The sequence below is a fragment of the Microcoleus sp. T3_B1 genome (genome assembly GCF_036700445.1).
Taxonomy (GTDB): domain Bacteria; phylum Cyanobacteriota; class Cyanobacteriia; order Cyanobacteriales; family Microcoleaceae; genus Microcoleus.
The window spans coordinates 1-14058 of sequence record NZ_JAUBOX010000050.1 but is presented as its reverse complement, the minus strand read 5'-3'; the positions used below and the strand labels follow the sequence as shown (position 1 = coordinate 14058).

Below are 14058 nucleotides of genomic sequence, written 5' to 3'. Positions count from 1 at the left end.
GGAGCAAGAAATCAGGAAACAAGACTCCACATTTCCCCCTTCCTAACTCCATAATTTCAAATTATCAATCGAAAGCTGTCATGTCTAATTCCTCAACCCAAAATCCCAATCCTGAAAATATGCAAACTCTAAAAACCCCCCAAACAACCAAAATTCCAACGCCCAAGCAAGACTTTCTTACTATTAAAGACGTATCGAAAGTCTACGAAACTCCTAAAGGCCCTTACGTGGTTCTAGACGGTGTAAACCTGACTATTAATGAAGGCGAATTTATTTGTTTGATCGGTCACTCGGGCTGCGGCAAATCAACTTTGCTGAATATGATTGCGGGATTCAACGGGCCGACAAACGGAGAAGTAGCCCTGGAAGGTTCGCAGATTACTGAACCAGGCCCCGATCGCATGGTGGTATTTCAAAACTACTCGCTGCTACCGTGGCTGACTGCTACAGAAAATATTCACCTCGGCGTTGAAAATGTTTACCCGGAAAAGTCCGCAGACGAACACAATACCATCGTCAAGGAACACTTGGAATTAGTGGGGCTGACCGAAGCTTGTAACAAAAGACCGGGCCAATTGTCCGGGGGGATGAAACAGCGGGTGGCGATCGCCAGAGCTCTGGCAACTCGTCCCAAACTGTTGATTTTGGACGAACCTTTCGGAGCTCTAGACCCGATTACCAGAGAAGAGTTGCAGGAAGAATTGCTGAAAATTTGGCGGAAGGAAAAAATTACCGTCATTATGATTACTCACGATATTGATGAGGCTTTGTTTTTGGCCGATCGCATCGTGATGATGACCAACGGGCCTGCAGCTTCCATCGGCGAAGATATGCACATTCCGTTCAGCCGTCCCCGCAACCGGGCGCGGATTATGGAAGACCCGAAATACTACGAACTGCGTAACTTTGCTTTGGAGTTCCTGTTTTCTCGCTACGCCCACCACGAAGAAGGTGAAGAAACGGACTCGGAGACAGAAGCCGTCGCGCTACCGATGCCATTACCTGCTAGCAAAAAGCCTGCGGTTGCGGAGACTGCTAACAGGCCGATCGCCCCTGCGTCCTTTGTGCATCACGCAGCCGTTGCCCCTGAAGCTTCGCCGATCAAACGCGGCATCCTGGGGGCCTCGTGGTTCGTAGCAATGGTTACTTTAGCTGCCGTCAATATGTCTGCTATTTCCAGCCAGCTAAAGCAAGCGAAACTAGAAGAAACTACACCGCAGGCGACGACTGCGGCGGCGGTTGTGAGTTCTCCCCCCAGCCCGCAAATCGCAGCAAGTTCGATCGCACCCAATGCTAGCCCTGCACCCATCGCTGCTGCTAGCCCAGCACCCATTGCTGCTGCTAGCCCAGCACCCATTGCTGCTGCTAGCCCAGCACCCATTGCTGCTGCTAACAGCGCAGGCGCGCCCAATGCAGCCACCAGTGCCACATCAGAGATTTCTGACCAAACCGAACTGGATGCGATCGGAAAGCAGTTGTATGCACAAATCGACCAAACATGGAAAACAACTCCGACATTTACCGAAAGCTTGACTTATCGGGTCAAAGTCAAAGAAAACGGCGATATCCTACAGTTCGATCCCACAAATAAAGCAGCTAAAGATTTCGTCAAAGAAACTCCTCTGCCGGTTTTGCAAACTCCTGCCGGTGCCGCAGCAGGCGCTGAAAAAACTGCTGAGTTCCAAGTAACTTTTAGCCCCACCAACGGTGGCGTATTTGAAGTAAAATCAGGGAAATAGGCGACATAATACTCCCGCACTAAATCTCACCTTGCTATCAACAACTATGCCAAAAGTAGTACCGACGCGCTGTTTGAGCTATGCAAAAATTCCTCCTAGCCCCCATCCTTGGGGGTGACAAGAGTTAGGTGGAATTTCCTCTGTTTGAGGAACATTTAGTAGCAGCCCGAAGCTGGCTACAAGCCAGAGCAAGGGCGATTTTTAGTAAGATAGCGGGTAATTTTAAATCAGGGTATTGTCGATTTCTGAGAAGCATATATGCGGAAACTAAGTAATTATTCTCACGTTATTTGCAGGAACCCTCAGTTCCGACTATAATAACGAATTACCAATTACGCATTAGCTTTCAAAAATTAGCATCTAAAATCACCAGATGGAAACTATAAAAACTCTTTGCCCATACTGCGGTGTAGGTTGCGGTCTAGAAGTTGTTCCCGACAAAAAACAAAGTTGGAAAGTGCGGGGCGATCGCAATCACCCATCGAGTCAGGGCATGGTTTGTATTAAGGGAGCAACCGTAGCAGAGTCCATTCGGAGCGATCGGCTACTGTATCCAATGATGCGAGATACTCTCGACCAACCGTTCCGCCGCGCTAGCTGGGACGAAGCTCTCGATGCAATTGTTAATCGCATCCAAACAATTCGCAGCACCAGCGGCGCCGATGCTTTGTGCGTTTACGGTTCTGGTCAATTCGCAACAGAAGATTATTATATTGCCCAGAAACTAATGAAAGGTTGTCTGGGTACTAATAATTTTGATGCTAATTCTCGCTTGTGTATGTCTTCAGCAGTCTCTGGATACGTTCAAAGCTTTGGCTCGGACGGGCCGCCTTGCTGTTACGACGATTTAGAATTAACAGATTGCGCTTTTATTATCGGTAGCAATACAGCGGAATGCCATCCGATTGTATTCAATCGATTAGCTAAGTACCACAAAAAGCATCCCCATGTCAAGATGATTGTGGTAGATCCAAGGCGGACTCCGACTGCTGAAGCGGCGGATTTGCACTTAGCAATTAAACCGGGTACGGATATAGATTTGCTTAACGGAATTGCATATTTGCTGTTACGCAGGCAAGCAATAGATTCAGAGTTTATAGAAGAATGCACGGCGAATTTTTCAGCTTTTGCTGAGGTTATTAGCAGCTACACGCCGGAGTTTGTAGCCTCGCGCTGCGGCATTACTGTCAGCGAGTTAGAAACGGCGGCAAACTACTGGGAACAGTCGCAGCGCGTTTTGTCTCTGTGGTCGATGGGAATCAACCAGTCGTCGGAAGGCACGGCAAAGGTGCGATCGCTGATTAATTTGCACTTGATGACCGGTAAAATCGGCAAACCGGGAAGCGGCCCGTTTTCCCTCACCGGCCAGCCAAACGCGATGGGAGGGCGGGAAGCCGGAGGACTGTCTCACTTGCTCCCAGGCTACCGTTTTGTGAAAAATGCCGAACACAGAACCCAAGTCGAGGAGTTTTGGGGAATCGCACCGGGAAGCATTTCCCCGAATCCGGGCCGCACAGCTTGGGATATGATCACCGGTTTGGAAAGTGGCGAAGTCGAGTTGCTGTGGATTGCAGCTACTAATCCGGTGGTGAGTATGCCGGATTTGGAACGCACTAAAGCCGCTTTGCTGCGATCGCCCTTTACTATTTATCAAGAAGCTTACTATCCCACTGAAACCTCGGCCTACGCTCACATCCTGCTGCCGGCAACGCAGTGGAGCGAAAAAACTGGAGTAATGACGAATTCCGAACGCCGCGTTACCTTTTGTCCCGGTTTCGACACTCCCTCCGGGGAAGCCCGCGACGACTGGAGCATTTTCGCTGAAGTCGGCCGCCGGTTGGGTTTTGCCGAACACTTTGCTTTCGAGAACAGTGCGGATGTTTTTACAGAGTACGCACAGTTGACGCGGGGGCAGCCTTGCGATATGACCGGCCTCAGCCACGAATACATCCGCCAAGAAGGGCCGCAGCAGTGGCCTTGCCGGGAAAACGAGCCTGTGCATCCAGCGAACGAAGCGAAACGGCTGTATACTGACAGGCGTTTTCACACTCCTGACGCGCGGGCGAGATTTTCGGCCTATCACTCGCGGGGACTGGCAGAACCTCCCGATCCAAATTATCCGTTTGTGTTGACGACAGGGAGACTTTACGGACACTGGCACACGATGACGCGGACGGGTAGAACAGAGAAAATTAATCAATTGCACCCCGATCCGTTTTTGGAAATTCACCCCCGCGATGCTGCCACATTGCAGATTAAGGAGGGGGATTTGCTGGAAGTTCGATCGCGCCGCGGCAAGGCGCAGTTTCCGGCAAAAGTCACAAAGGCGATCGCCCCAGGTACGCTATTTGTACCGATGCACTGGGGTTCTCTGTGGGCCGAAGGCGCTGAAGCCAATGCCATGACTCATGCTGCAAGCTGTCCAGATTCCAAACAGCCTGAGTTAAAAGCTTGTGCGGTGCAGTTGGTGCTGGTTGGGGCAGAAACTGCGGCGGAAGTTGGATCAGAAGTTACCGCAGAAGTTGGGGAATTTAATTGGCCAAAATCCCCCCTCGCCGCCACTTCTTGATCTGCTGTCTAACTATGGGATGTTACACATCACCGCAGAACGATCGGGAAGCCGCGGGCGATCGACATGGGGGGGGTTTTCCTTCGGGAGAATGTCTTCTGGCGAAGGCCTTCTGCGTTCTTTTTAATTAATCGAGTCAGACAATTGCCGTTTGCACCTCAAGGTGCTATAATCGTTTTACAAGGCTTTATTTTCGGCAGTGCAGTTCGTTCGATCGGCGTTCCTCCGGATTTAAATCTCTACACACTCTGATTCTGGAGAATGTTCAATGTCAATCTATGTCGGCAATTTATCCTACGAAGTAACGCAGGAGCACCTCAACCAAACTTTTGGAGAGTACGGTACAGTAAAGCGGGTTCAGTTGCCTGCTGACCGGGAAACAGGTCGGATGCGGGGCTTCGCTTTTGTAGAAATGTCTACTGAAGCCGAAGAAGCCGCAGCCATTGAGGCTCTTGACGGTGCTGAGTGGATGGGTCGCGACCTCAAAGTCAACAAAGCAAAACCCCGTGAAGAACGTGGTTCCAATTCTGGTGGTGGTAACTGGGGTAACAACGATCGCGGTGGCAATTCTCGTCGCTACTAAACCACCCGAGCTAAATTTTTAGCTATCTTCTATATGGCGTCGGGGCAAGCTGGGAGCCAACAATCATTCTCTGTTGAGAAGAGATAGTTAGTTCAGTGGTCGCACCGCGCCTTAAAAGCCTCAAAATATTGCTAGACAATAGTTTGAGGTTTTTTTATGGCAAAAATTTATTAAGCAGGAGTTGATCGCGTGCGATCGATTCCTCGCTGACAGGAAAAAGTATAAAATATAACAGGCAGAGAGAGTCGCCTTCCCCAGTGCCCGGTTGCCGTTGTGAAACTACACACTCGCAGAGTTTTACGCTTGCAAAGTGTACCGAACAATGACAAAATCATTAATTAAGAATTAAGACTAAATCACTGGTATGCTGAAAAAAATATTTAGGCAAATTTCCAAGTCAAGCAGTGATGAAAATTTTCTGCATTTTACAGAAAGTGTAGAAGTAGTAATATCTAAAATTTTATCACTGGCGATGATTTGGGTAATTCTCCTCAGCGTTTGCGATTTGCTGATTTTTTTAGCAAAAGAATTGGTAAACCACACTGATAATTTGTTAAAAGACACGTTGTTTGTGATATTTGGGTTATTTTTAAATGTTTTAATTGCTCTGGAAATCTTGGAAAATATTACAGCTTATCTGAAAAAGCACGTAATTCAAGTAGAGCTAGTTATTGTAACTTCTTTGATAGCAGTATCTCGAAAAATCATCATTCTTGACCTGGAAAAAAAAACCGCAGCCGACTTGATTGGTTTGGCGACAGCAATTTTCGCGCTTTCCATCAGTTACTTGATAGTGCGAGCCACAAATAGAGGAAAAGATTAATATCGGGAATTGAGAAGTGGGAATTGTTAATAACTAATATCAGATGCGATCGAGCGACCGGACATGATATTATTCCAACAAACCAGGAGGAGGCACAATTTCAATTCGGCCTTGTTCTAAGTCAACAACTGGCACAATCTCTTCCACAAAAGGAATCAAGATTTTTGTGGATTTAGGCTCTTTAACGCGAATTTTCCGTGGTTTGCGGGTATTTCTGGGGTCAGCGTTTGCTTGGGGAGTTTCAGGCTGTTTTGGCTTTTCTAATTCTGCGGCGACAGTTTCCGGCGGCGTTAGATTCGTTTCTACTTCTAAAAGGTCGTTACCTGCAGGAATAATATCACTTACCTTGCCTAAGATTTCCCCGGTTAACTGGTTAAAAACTTCCATACCGATCAAATCTTGGACGTAAAACTCATCAGATTCGAGGTAAGGTCGATCGGTCTTTTCAACAAACAACTTACAGCCCCGCAGCGCCTCAGCACTATCGCGGTCTTCCACACCCTCTACCTCTACAGCATACAGCCCTTTGCCCGGAATGTAGCGACCGCCCAAAAACTCGATCGGTTCCGGTTCACTTTTGTTAGGTCGCAAAATCCACCGCTTCCCCGGTTCGATAAACCTTTCCGGGAAATCCGAATCGGGATAGACTCGCACTTCCCCGTCCAAACCTTGAGCTGCTACAATTTTACCGATTTCTATCCATTCAGACATAAACTTTTTGGGAATTGGGAATTGGGAATTGGGAATTGGGCATGGGGCATGGGCCAAACAGGGCATGGGCCAAACAGGGCATGGGCCAAACAGGGCATGGGGCATTGGTAGCAAACAACAAATAACTACTGACTACTGACTAATGACTACGGACTACTGACTTCTTTACACCAATCCCGTTCTCAGCGCTACAACTGCGGCTTGCACGCGGTCATCGACTGCCAACTTATTCATAATACCGCGAACGTGAGTTTTAATAGTATTTGGGCTCAAGTAAAGCGCCGCTGCAATTTCGGGATTGCTGTTACCTTCCACCATTAATTTTAACACTTCCAATTCCCGCTGCGACAACTGGCCAAAAGTAGTTGTAGAGGCAGGTATCGGCGGTTTCAGGTGTTCGATGACAGTCCGGGCAATTTGAGGGTCAAGATATGTAGCCCCCTCTGCTGCGGCTGCAATCGCTGCTAACAGCCTGTCTACGGAAGCACCTTTAATACAATAAGCATCAGCCCCGCTAGAAAGGGCAGCAATAATTTCCGTTTCTGCCGTGTGAGAAGTTAACATTACTACTCGAACTTCTGGCAATTGCGCTTTAATTTGCTGCGTCGCTGCTATGCCGTCGAGCCGTGGCAAACCGATATCCATTACAATAATATCAGGTTTGAGTTTCAGTGCGGCTGCTACGCCTAAATAGCCGTCTTCTGCTTGTCCTACTATTTCTATGTCTGGGGAATCGGCTAAAACTTGCTCTAATCCCAGTTGCATCATCGGGTCATCTTCAACAATTAAAATTCTCATAATACGAAGGAAGTTCGGCAACGGATTGTGTAACGGATGTAACGGATGTAACGGATGTAACGGATGTCAGGAAGAAGGAAGTTCGGCAACGGATTGTGTAACGGATGTAACGGATGTAACGGATGTCAGTCCGATGGAAGTCCGAAGAAGGAAGATTACTTAGTTGTTAATATTTTACATGAACTTATACCGAACCAATAACACATAACCAATAACAACTAACTACTGACTAACTTTTAAAACTTCCACGAATTCGCCCGGTACAATCCAGGTGTCCCCTGGTGGCAAAACTGCTAAACCACTCGTATTGGCGAGGTTAATTAAATTCGCTGAATTTTGGCTGCCGCTAGCAGGTTCAAATTCCCAGACTCCGGCAACTAAATGTAGTTTACCCCAAACATAAGTTTCGCGCCGACCTGGCGATCGCAATTCAGCATTACACCTAGCTTTGAGAAACTCCGGCCCCCAAGCATCCGGGCCAAGCCCAGACATCTTTCTCAAAGCAGGTACAACAAACCGCCAACAGCAGACTAAAGCCGAAACCGGATTTCCCGGCAAACCAAAATAGAGACAATCCGAATTTTTTTCACCTCCTTTAAACCCAGCAACCGTTAAAGGTTTCCCCGGCTTAATAGCCACAGAACTAATGTGAACTTTTCCTCCCAAATCTGCCAAAATTTTCTCGACATAATCGTAGTCTCCTACCGAGACGCCGCCCGTAGAAAGCACCACATCCGCCGTCGCCACAGCCCCGGCTATCGCCTTCTTTAACGCCTCTTCATTATCAGGAACTATGCCCAATCGAATCGGTTCAAATCCCATTTGTGCCAACAAAACTGTCAAAGCATACTGATTCGAGTCTACCAGTTTCCCCGGTGCCAAAGGTTCGTCAGGCGATACCAATTCGTCACCAGTAGAAAAAATTGCCACCCGCAGCCGCCGATAAACGGGAACTTGAATGCACTGGGCAGTTGCTAACACCGCCATTTCTGGGGCGTTGATAACTGTACCGGGAGTTAGCAAAGTTGTTCCTGCTTGATAAAAAGCGCCTTTGTGTCTGACAAATGCTTGCGGTTTTTCAGGAGAAACTAAGATAAAAATACGATCGCCCTCACGCCTTGTTTCTTCCTGCATTACCACCGTATCAGCACCCGCTGGCATTATAGCACCTGTAAAAATTCGCGCCGCTTGCCCCGATTGCACCGTACTTTGAGGTCGATATCCCGCTGGAATTTCCTCAACTACTTCGAGTACCGCTGGTTTTTCGGTGCTACAGTTTTCCACATCCGCAAACCGCACCGCGTACCCATCCATTGCTGAATTATCCCAATAAGGAAAATCCAGGGAACCAGTGACGGGTGCAGCCAAAATGCGCCCCGATGCTGCCAGTAAGTCTACAGTTTCTACATCCCGCTGACTGTCGAGGGGTTGCGCCAAATTTAGAACGATCGATTCTGCTTCTTTCACTGACAGCATGACTGTCTCCTTGTTTTGATAACACTCATGATTAAGTTTAGCAAAATATCCAGAGATATTGGTGATATAATTTTTTTGGCTTTTGGCAGTAAACCTAATTTTGGGGATTAATTGCTTATGACTATTTCTCGCTTTGTTGTTCGCCTCAATTGTTTCTCCTTATTATTGGTGGCGATACTGATATTTTTCACTCAACTTTCCGGGTTAAAAGTCAGCGATTTATTCTTGCCGCCTTATTCTTATCCCCATCCCAATGTCGCTTTGTTAACTCGGACTTTCCAAATTTTATGTTCTGTACCCGTCATTGTTTGTACTTTCACCTATAAATTAGCTCGAAGTATTCAACCGCGCACTTCAGAAAATCGATTTATTCTGTTTTCGGCTTTATTAACAGGTGGATTTTTACTAAATGAAATTTACAGAATTCATATATATATGGTAGCCGGGGGAATTCCTAAGCTCGGAGTAAGTCTTTTATACGCCGTGGTTTTGTCATCCTACGGATGGTTTTTTCGGCGAGAACTACAGTTAACTCCCTACCAAATATTGTTAGCGGGTGTAGGCTTGTTGTTTTTTGCGATCGGCGTTGATTCCCTGCATATAAAAAACAAGATATTCTCCAGTTTACTAGAGGGAATACCTAAATTGCTTAGCGAAATCAACATTGCATTTTATTATTGGTATGTCTGTAAGTGTTTCCTCCAAAAAGCATTTGATAAAACTATTAATAGCTAGTTATAAGGATGTGATATAATGAGCCAAAGTGCATAAAAAGATATCCATTAAATCCTCTTAACCATTAATAATATTTACAGCATCTGCATCGCTCGGCATTGAGCCGCCTTCATATACATAATCTGGCTTAAAAGTCCCAACGCATCCTGATAAAATACCATGATAGCAGTTACCATCAACTTCAACTCGATCGCCAAAATAACCGACGACCAATTTTATCAACTGTGTCGCGAAAACCCCGATGTCAAATTTGAACGCAACGCCAAAGGAGAAATAATCGTCATGCCACCCACAGGAGGAGAAACCGGAAATTACAATTTTGAAATAGCTACTGATTTTGGAATTTGGAACAGACAAACTCAACTGGGAATTTGTTTCGATTCTTCAACTTGCTTCAAACTGCCCAGCGGTGCAAACCGTTCTCCCGATGTCTCTTGGATTGAAAAATCAAGATGGGATGCACTCACTCCCGAACAAAAACAAAAATTTCCTCCCATTGCCCCGGATTTTGTCTTAGAGTTAATGTCGCCAACGGACAGTTTAAAAGATACTCAAGACAAAATGCAAGAATACATGAATAACCAAGTAAAATTAGGCTGGTTAATCAACCGCAAAACCCGGAGAGTCGAAATCTATCGCCAAGGACAAGAAATAGAAGTTTTGGAATGTCCAACAGAACTATCGGGAGAAGATGTTTTGCCCGGTTTCGTGCTAAACTTGAAAACACTGTGGCAATAACTAGACATCCTGCATCTGTCAGCGTTTATTTGCGTTCATCTGCGGTTAAAAAAAATCTCATGGAAACCAATACAGAAACTACTGCACCCACTGGCTTAACAGCCGAACAACACAAACAGAAAATGCAGCGACGCCAAGAAGTGCAATCACAGCGAATCGCTAACTCCTCCAAAGAAAAAGGTTTAATTATAGTCAATACGGGTAACGGTAAAGGCAAAACCACGGCTGCCTTGGGAATGGTTGTGCGATCGCTCGGTCACGGATACCGCGTCGCCATAGTACAATTTATCAAAGGAGCTTGGGAACCCGCAGAAAAAGCCGTTTTTCAACTCTGGGAAAAACAGCTAGAATTTCACGCAATGGGAGAAGGCTTTACCTGGGACACGCAAGACCGCGATCGAGATATCGAAACAGCTCAAAAAGCCTGGGAAAAATCCCTAACTTTTATCTGCAATCCCGAATTTAAATTAGTTCTTCTAGATGAAGTCAATATAGCATTAAAACTAGGTTATTTGCAAGTCGAGCAAGTGCTTTCCGGGTTAGACCACAAACCCGAAGAAACCCACATTATTTTAACCGGCAGAGGCGCCCCGCCAGCACTAATCGAACGGGCAGACTTGGTGACAGAAATGACTTTAGTTAAGCATCCATTCCGAGAACAAGGGATTAAAGCTCAAGCAGGTATTGAGTATTAAAGTTGTTGGTCTTCAAAAGTTTAGTCCTAATTAGCTAAAAGCTGATTGGGAGTTGACTGAAGCCTGACTACAAACCGTATTTATGTTGTTTCTAGTCAGGACTTTTTACCCAATCTAACATCTAACATCTAACATCTATAGCAATCCTAAATCATTCTCATAATTATTGTAGGGGCAATCCGACCCCTACTCCCCGTGGTTGCCCGATAGATAGGGGGTAGGCACGGGGAGTAGGGGTAGCACTACCCCTACAAATTTATCTGAATCATTTAGGATTGCTATAACATCTAAAATCGAGCTATGCTGGCAACATCAGAGTAAAAGTTGACCCCTTGCCAAACTCGCTACTCACAGTAATTTCTCCCCCCAGCATATGAGAGTATTTCTGCGCTATTGACAAACCCAAACCCGTACCTCCGTACTTGCGGGTAGTCGAAGCATCAGCTTGCGTAAAAGGTTGAAATAACTTTTGTAGCTGTTCAGGAGTAATCCCAATCCCCGTATCAGTACACTTAATAATTAACTGTTCCGAATTCCAACGATTCTCGTCATTTTTAATTCTTTCAACGCTGAGTGTAATTGTCCCTTTATGAGTAAACTTAGCTGCATTACTGAGCAAATTAAACAAAATTTGAGTAAACTTAATTTGATCGGAATACAATTCGCCAATATTATTAGGACATTCCACATTCAGGCGATTAGTGTTCCGCAAAAATAGCGGTTCAACAGTTCGGACTACATCTTGAACTGCCTCCGACACGTCAAAAGTTTCTAATTCAAGTTCCGCGTGACCGGCTTCAATCTTCGACAGGTCCAGAATATCATTAATTAAGGAAAGTAAAAGCTGGCCTGAATTGTGAATTCTCTCCAAATCCAACACAAAATTTTCCTCGCCCAAATCTAAAGCCTCTTCTTGCAGAATCTCGCTGTAACCGATAATCGCATTCAGAGGAGTTCGCAGTTCGTGGCTCATGTTAGCCAAAAACTGGCTTTTAGCCAAATTAGCTGCTTCTGCAGCTTCCTTTGCCTTGTAGAGTTCTGCCTCGGCTTGCAAGCGGTCGGTTACGTCGTGAGCCAGCACTAATTCAGCATTTCTACTATCAAATACCAGAGCATAAGAAGTAATTTCTACATCAATAATTGTTCCGTCTTTTTTCTGGTGCTGCCACACACCTGCAAACTCAATACCGGCATCTACTGGAGAGATATTTTCTATCAATCTCGGCATCTCTTGGGGGGGACGAATGTCCGCAACGGTCATCTTGAGAAATTCGTCGCGAGTGTAGCCGTAATGTTCGACGGCTGCCTGATTGACGGCTATAAATTCCAGAGTTTCTAAATCGTAAACCCACATCGGATGGGGGTTATTTTTAAACAAAAGTCTGTACCGTTCTTCCGAGGCTCGCAGTTCGGCTTCGGCTTGTTTGCGCTCGGTAATGTCGCGGACAACCGTGCAAATAATCTCGCGGCCGCCGTAGGAAATCACGCTCCCGCTCACTTCTACATCCACGCAGGAACCGTCTCGGCGGCGGTAGAGAACTTCGCCAATTCTGAATTGTTTGTCCGTCAGCAGCAACTCGATATTGTTGTCAATTAGGTCTTTAGAGTAAGCGATGATATCGTAAATAGTCAGTTGCGAAATCACATCAAGACTGTAATCGAGCAAGTCTCTAAACGCTGTATTGGCTTCCAAAAGACGTTTGGTTTGAGCGTCCCACAGGAAAATGCAATCTGTAGCTTGCTCCACGACGGCTCTGTAGCGGGCTTTTTCCTCAAGTTGTTCGCTGTCGGCTTGGGCGATCGCACTCAACATTCCGTTGATAGTATGGGCAAGGTCGGACAACTCGTCTTCACCCGTCACCGGTAGTCGCACCGAGAGGTCTTGGCTGCTACTGACGCGCTTCACTGCTTTCGCCAAACTGCTCAACCGAGACAGTACAAGACGCTCTAGCAGTAGTAGAGTGCAGCCGACTAACCCAACTCCTACTAACGCTACAGACCCCAGCAGGTACAGCAAACTAATCTGACCTTGCCGGTATATTTCTCTGGGGATATCCACCCGCAATAGCAGCGCAGGTTGGTTGTAAATATCCCTGATCAAAGCGTAACCCGCGATCGACTCTTCGCTTAAAGGACGCACCAAAATCGGTTTTTTTTCCGACAGTTTCTCCCGCACTTGCTGAAAGTCTGCAGGCAACCTAGCCTCATTCACGCTGTGTACGATTAGCGGCAAGCGAGTAATTTTAGAAACCTTTGCAATGCCCGTAGCATCCAAATTGCGCCCGAATATCAGCGTACCTCGGATCGGGCCAGTGCTTTTAGTCGTGAGAATAGGCCGGGAAGTAATCAGTATTGGCCCTGACGGTAGCAGCATGATACCAGCGAGGCTGCTTTTGGCGTTGGGGTGGTGCAACAGCGGGTCGCTGAGAGAAATGCGCCGTTTTAATGCTTCTGGAACAGGCGTTAGTTTCAGCTTTTCGCTGTCTAAACCCGTACCGTAAACTATTTTGCCCGAAGTATTGACAAATACGGCTATATTAACTCTTATATTAGCGAGCCCTTCTGGAATTAAATTGGAGTCAATGAATTCTGAGTTGCGGTTTTGGATAAAATTGTAGGTGTCGTCCCAGGACGACCAATCGGCAAAGCGCGAGTTAAAGTCATCTGCGGTTTGCCCGAACACATTGAGCACTCCCTTGACAACCTGTGTGGCTTCTTGTTCCTCTGCTTTGATCAGGCTGCCCAAGAGGATGCTTGAGGAGGCGACATACAGAATGCTAGTCAGTCCAGCGATGGTAATGCCAATGATCGATAGTGTTTTTCGACGCAGTTTCATCTTTATTCCCCCTTGGAGACTCCCACTGTACCTGTAGTCAGGTCAGTGGCGAGAGGAAAAGGGGGGCAAGGTTTAGGCCGCATATGAATAACCATCCTTTCTATGAACAAGTGAACAATATTTCTGACTAATTCCTGACACCAATTCCGAGGCGGAAATATTGAATGAACCACTGGTTCTTACGGCAACACGTCCAACGTATATACCAACCTTTTTACCAGAAGTTACAACCGCCTTGACGATATCTCCCGTTTGAAAACCTTTAACAAACTTAAACCTGGGAACATAGCGGGACGGGAAACCCAATTTGTCGGTACGACACATTTGGCGTGTCCCATGTCCAGTCGCTTTAATT

General features: G+C 46.4%; 11 protein-coding genes and 1 pseudogene. 7 read left to right on the top strand and 5 right to left on the bottom strand.

Annotated features, from left to right (window positions below; all coding sequences use genetic code 11):
• The first annotated feature begins 80 nt into the window (after nucleotides 1-80).
• The 4 genes from QT990_RS23165 (at nucleotide 81) to QT990_RS23150 (ending at nucleotide 5714) form a co-directional block, all read left to right on the top strand.
• A complete protein-coding gene (locus QT990_RS23165) occupies nucleotides 81-1739 on the top strand; it encodes a nitrate ABC transporter ATP-binding protein (RefSeq protein ID WP_333465799.1) in 1659 nt (552 codons plus the stop codon).
• Nucleotides 1740-2112: 373 nt separating this feature from the next.
• A complete protein-coding gene (locus QT990_RS23160; protein ID WP_333310362.1) occupies nucleotides 2113-4308 on the top strand; it encodes a nitrate reductase in 2196 nt (731 codons plus the stop codon).
• Between the two features lie 268 nt (nucleotides 4309-4576).
• A complete protein-coding gene (locus QT990_RS23155) occupies nucleotides 4577-4891 on the top strand; it encodes an RNA-binding protein (RefSeq protein WP_333143949.1) in 315 nt (104 codons plus the stop codon).
• Nucleotides 4892-5255: 364 nt separating this feature from the next.
• Nucleotides 5256-5714, top strand: a complete 459-nt coding sequence (locus tag QT990_RS23150) for a phosphate-starvation-inducible PsiE family protein (protein ID WP_333143950.1) — start codon at nucleotides 5256-5258, stop codon at nucleotides 5712-5714.
• Between the two features lie 69 nt (nucleotides 5715-5783).
• Here the strand turns inward: QT990_RS23150 and rimM are convergent, their stop codons facing one another.
• The 3 genes from rimM to QT990_RS23135 all read right to left on the bottom strand — a co-directional run bounded on the left by rimM (nucleotide 5784) and on the right by QT990_RS23135 (nucleotide 8699).
• Nucleotides 5784-6425 (bottom strand): ribosome maturation factor RimM, encoded by a 642-nt coding sequence (gene rimM, locus QT990_RS23145; protein ID WP_333143951.1) that lies wholly within the window; start codon nucleotides 6423-6425, stop codon nucleotides 5784-5786.
• Nucleotides 6426-6590: 165 nt separating this feature from the next.
• Complete coding sequence (locus QT990_RS23140) at nucleotides 6591-7223, bottom strand: response regulator transcription factor (protein WP_333206562.1); 633 nt, start codon at nucleotides 7221-7223, stop codon at nucleotides 6591-6593.
• Nucleotides 7224-7445: 222 nt separating this feature from the next.
• Entirely contained in the window at nucleotides 7446-8699 is a 1254-nt protein-coding gene (locus QT990_RS23135; protein ID WP_333143952.1) for a molybdopterin-binding protein, read from the bottom strand.
• 117 nt (nucleotides 8700-8816) lie between these two features.
• Here QT990_RS23135 and QT990_RS23130 point away from each other — a divergent pair, with 117 nt between their 5' ends.
• The 3 genes from QT990_RS23130 (at nucleotide 8817) to cobO (ending at nucleotide 10867) form a co-directional block, all read left to right on the top strand.
• A complete protein-coding gene (locus QT990_RS23130) occupies nucleotides 8817-9434 on the top strand; it encodes a hypothetical protein (protein ID WP_333143953.1) in 618 nt (205 codons plus the stop codon).
• A gap of 159 nt (nucleotides 9435-9593) precedes the next feature.
• Entirely contained in the window at nucleotides 9594-10172 is a 579-nt protein-coding gene (locus tag QT990_RS23125; RefSeq protein WP_333143954.1) for a Uma2 family endonuclease, read from the top strand.
• Between the two features lie 59 nt (nucleotides 10173-10231).
• A complete protein-coding gene (cobO, locus tag QT990_RS23120; protein ID WP_333411082.1) occupies nucleotides 10232-10867 on the top strand; it encodes a cob(I)yrinic acid a,c-diamide adenosyltransferase in 636 nt (211 codons plus the stop codon).
• 298 nt (nucleotides 10868-11165) lie between these two features.
• Here cobO and QT990_RS23115 read toward each other — a convergent pair whose 3' ends face one another.
• Nucleotides 11166-13703, bottom strand: coding sequence for a CHASE4 domain-containing protein (locus QT990_RS23115; protein ID WP_333143955.1), 2538 nt, complete (start codon nucleotides 13701-13703; stop codon nucleotides 11166-11168).
• Nucleotides 13704-13775: 72 nt separating this feature from the next.
• Nucleotides 13776-14058, bottom strand: a pseudogene (locus tag QT990_RS23110) (RNA-guided endonuclease IscB); the annotation flags it as partial.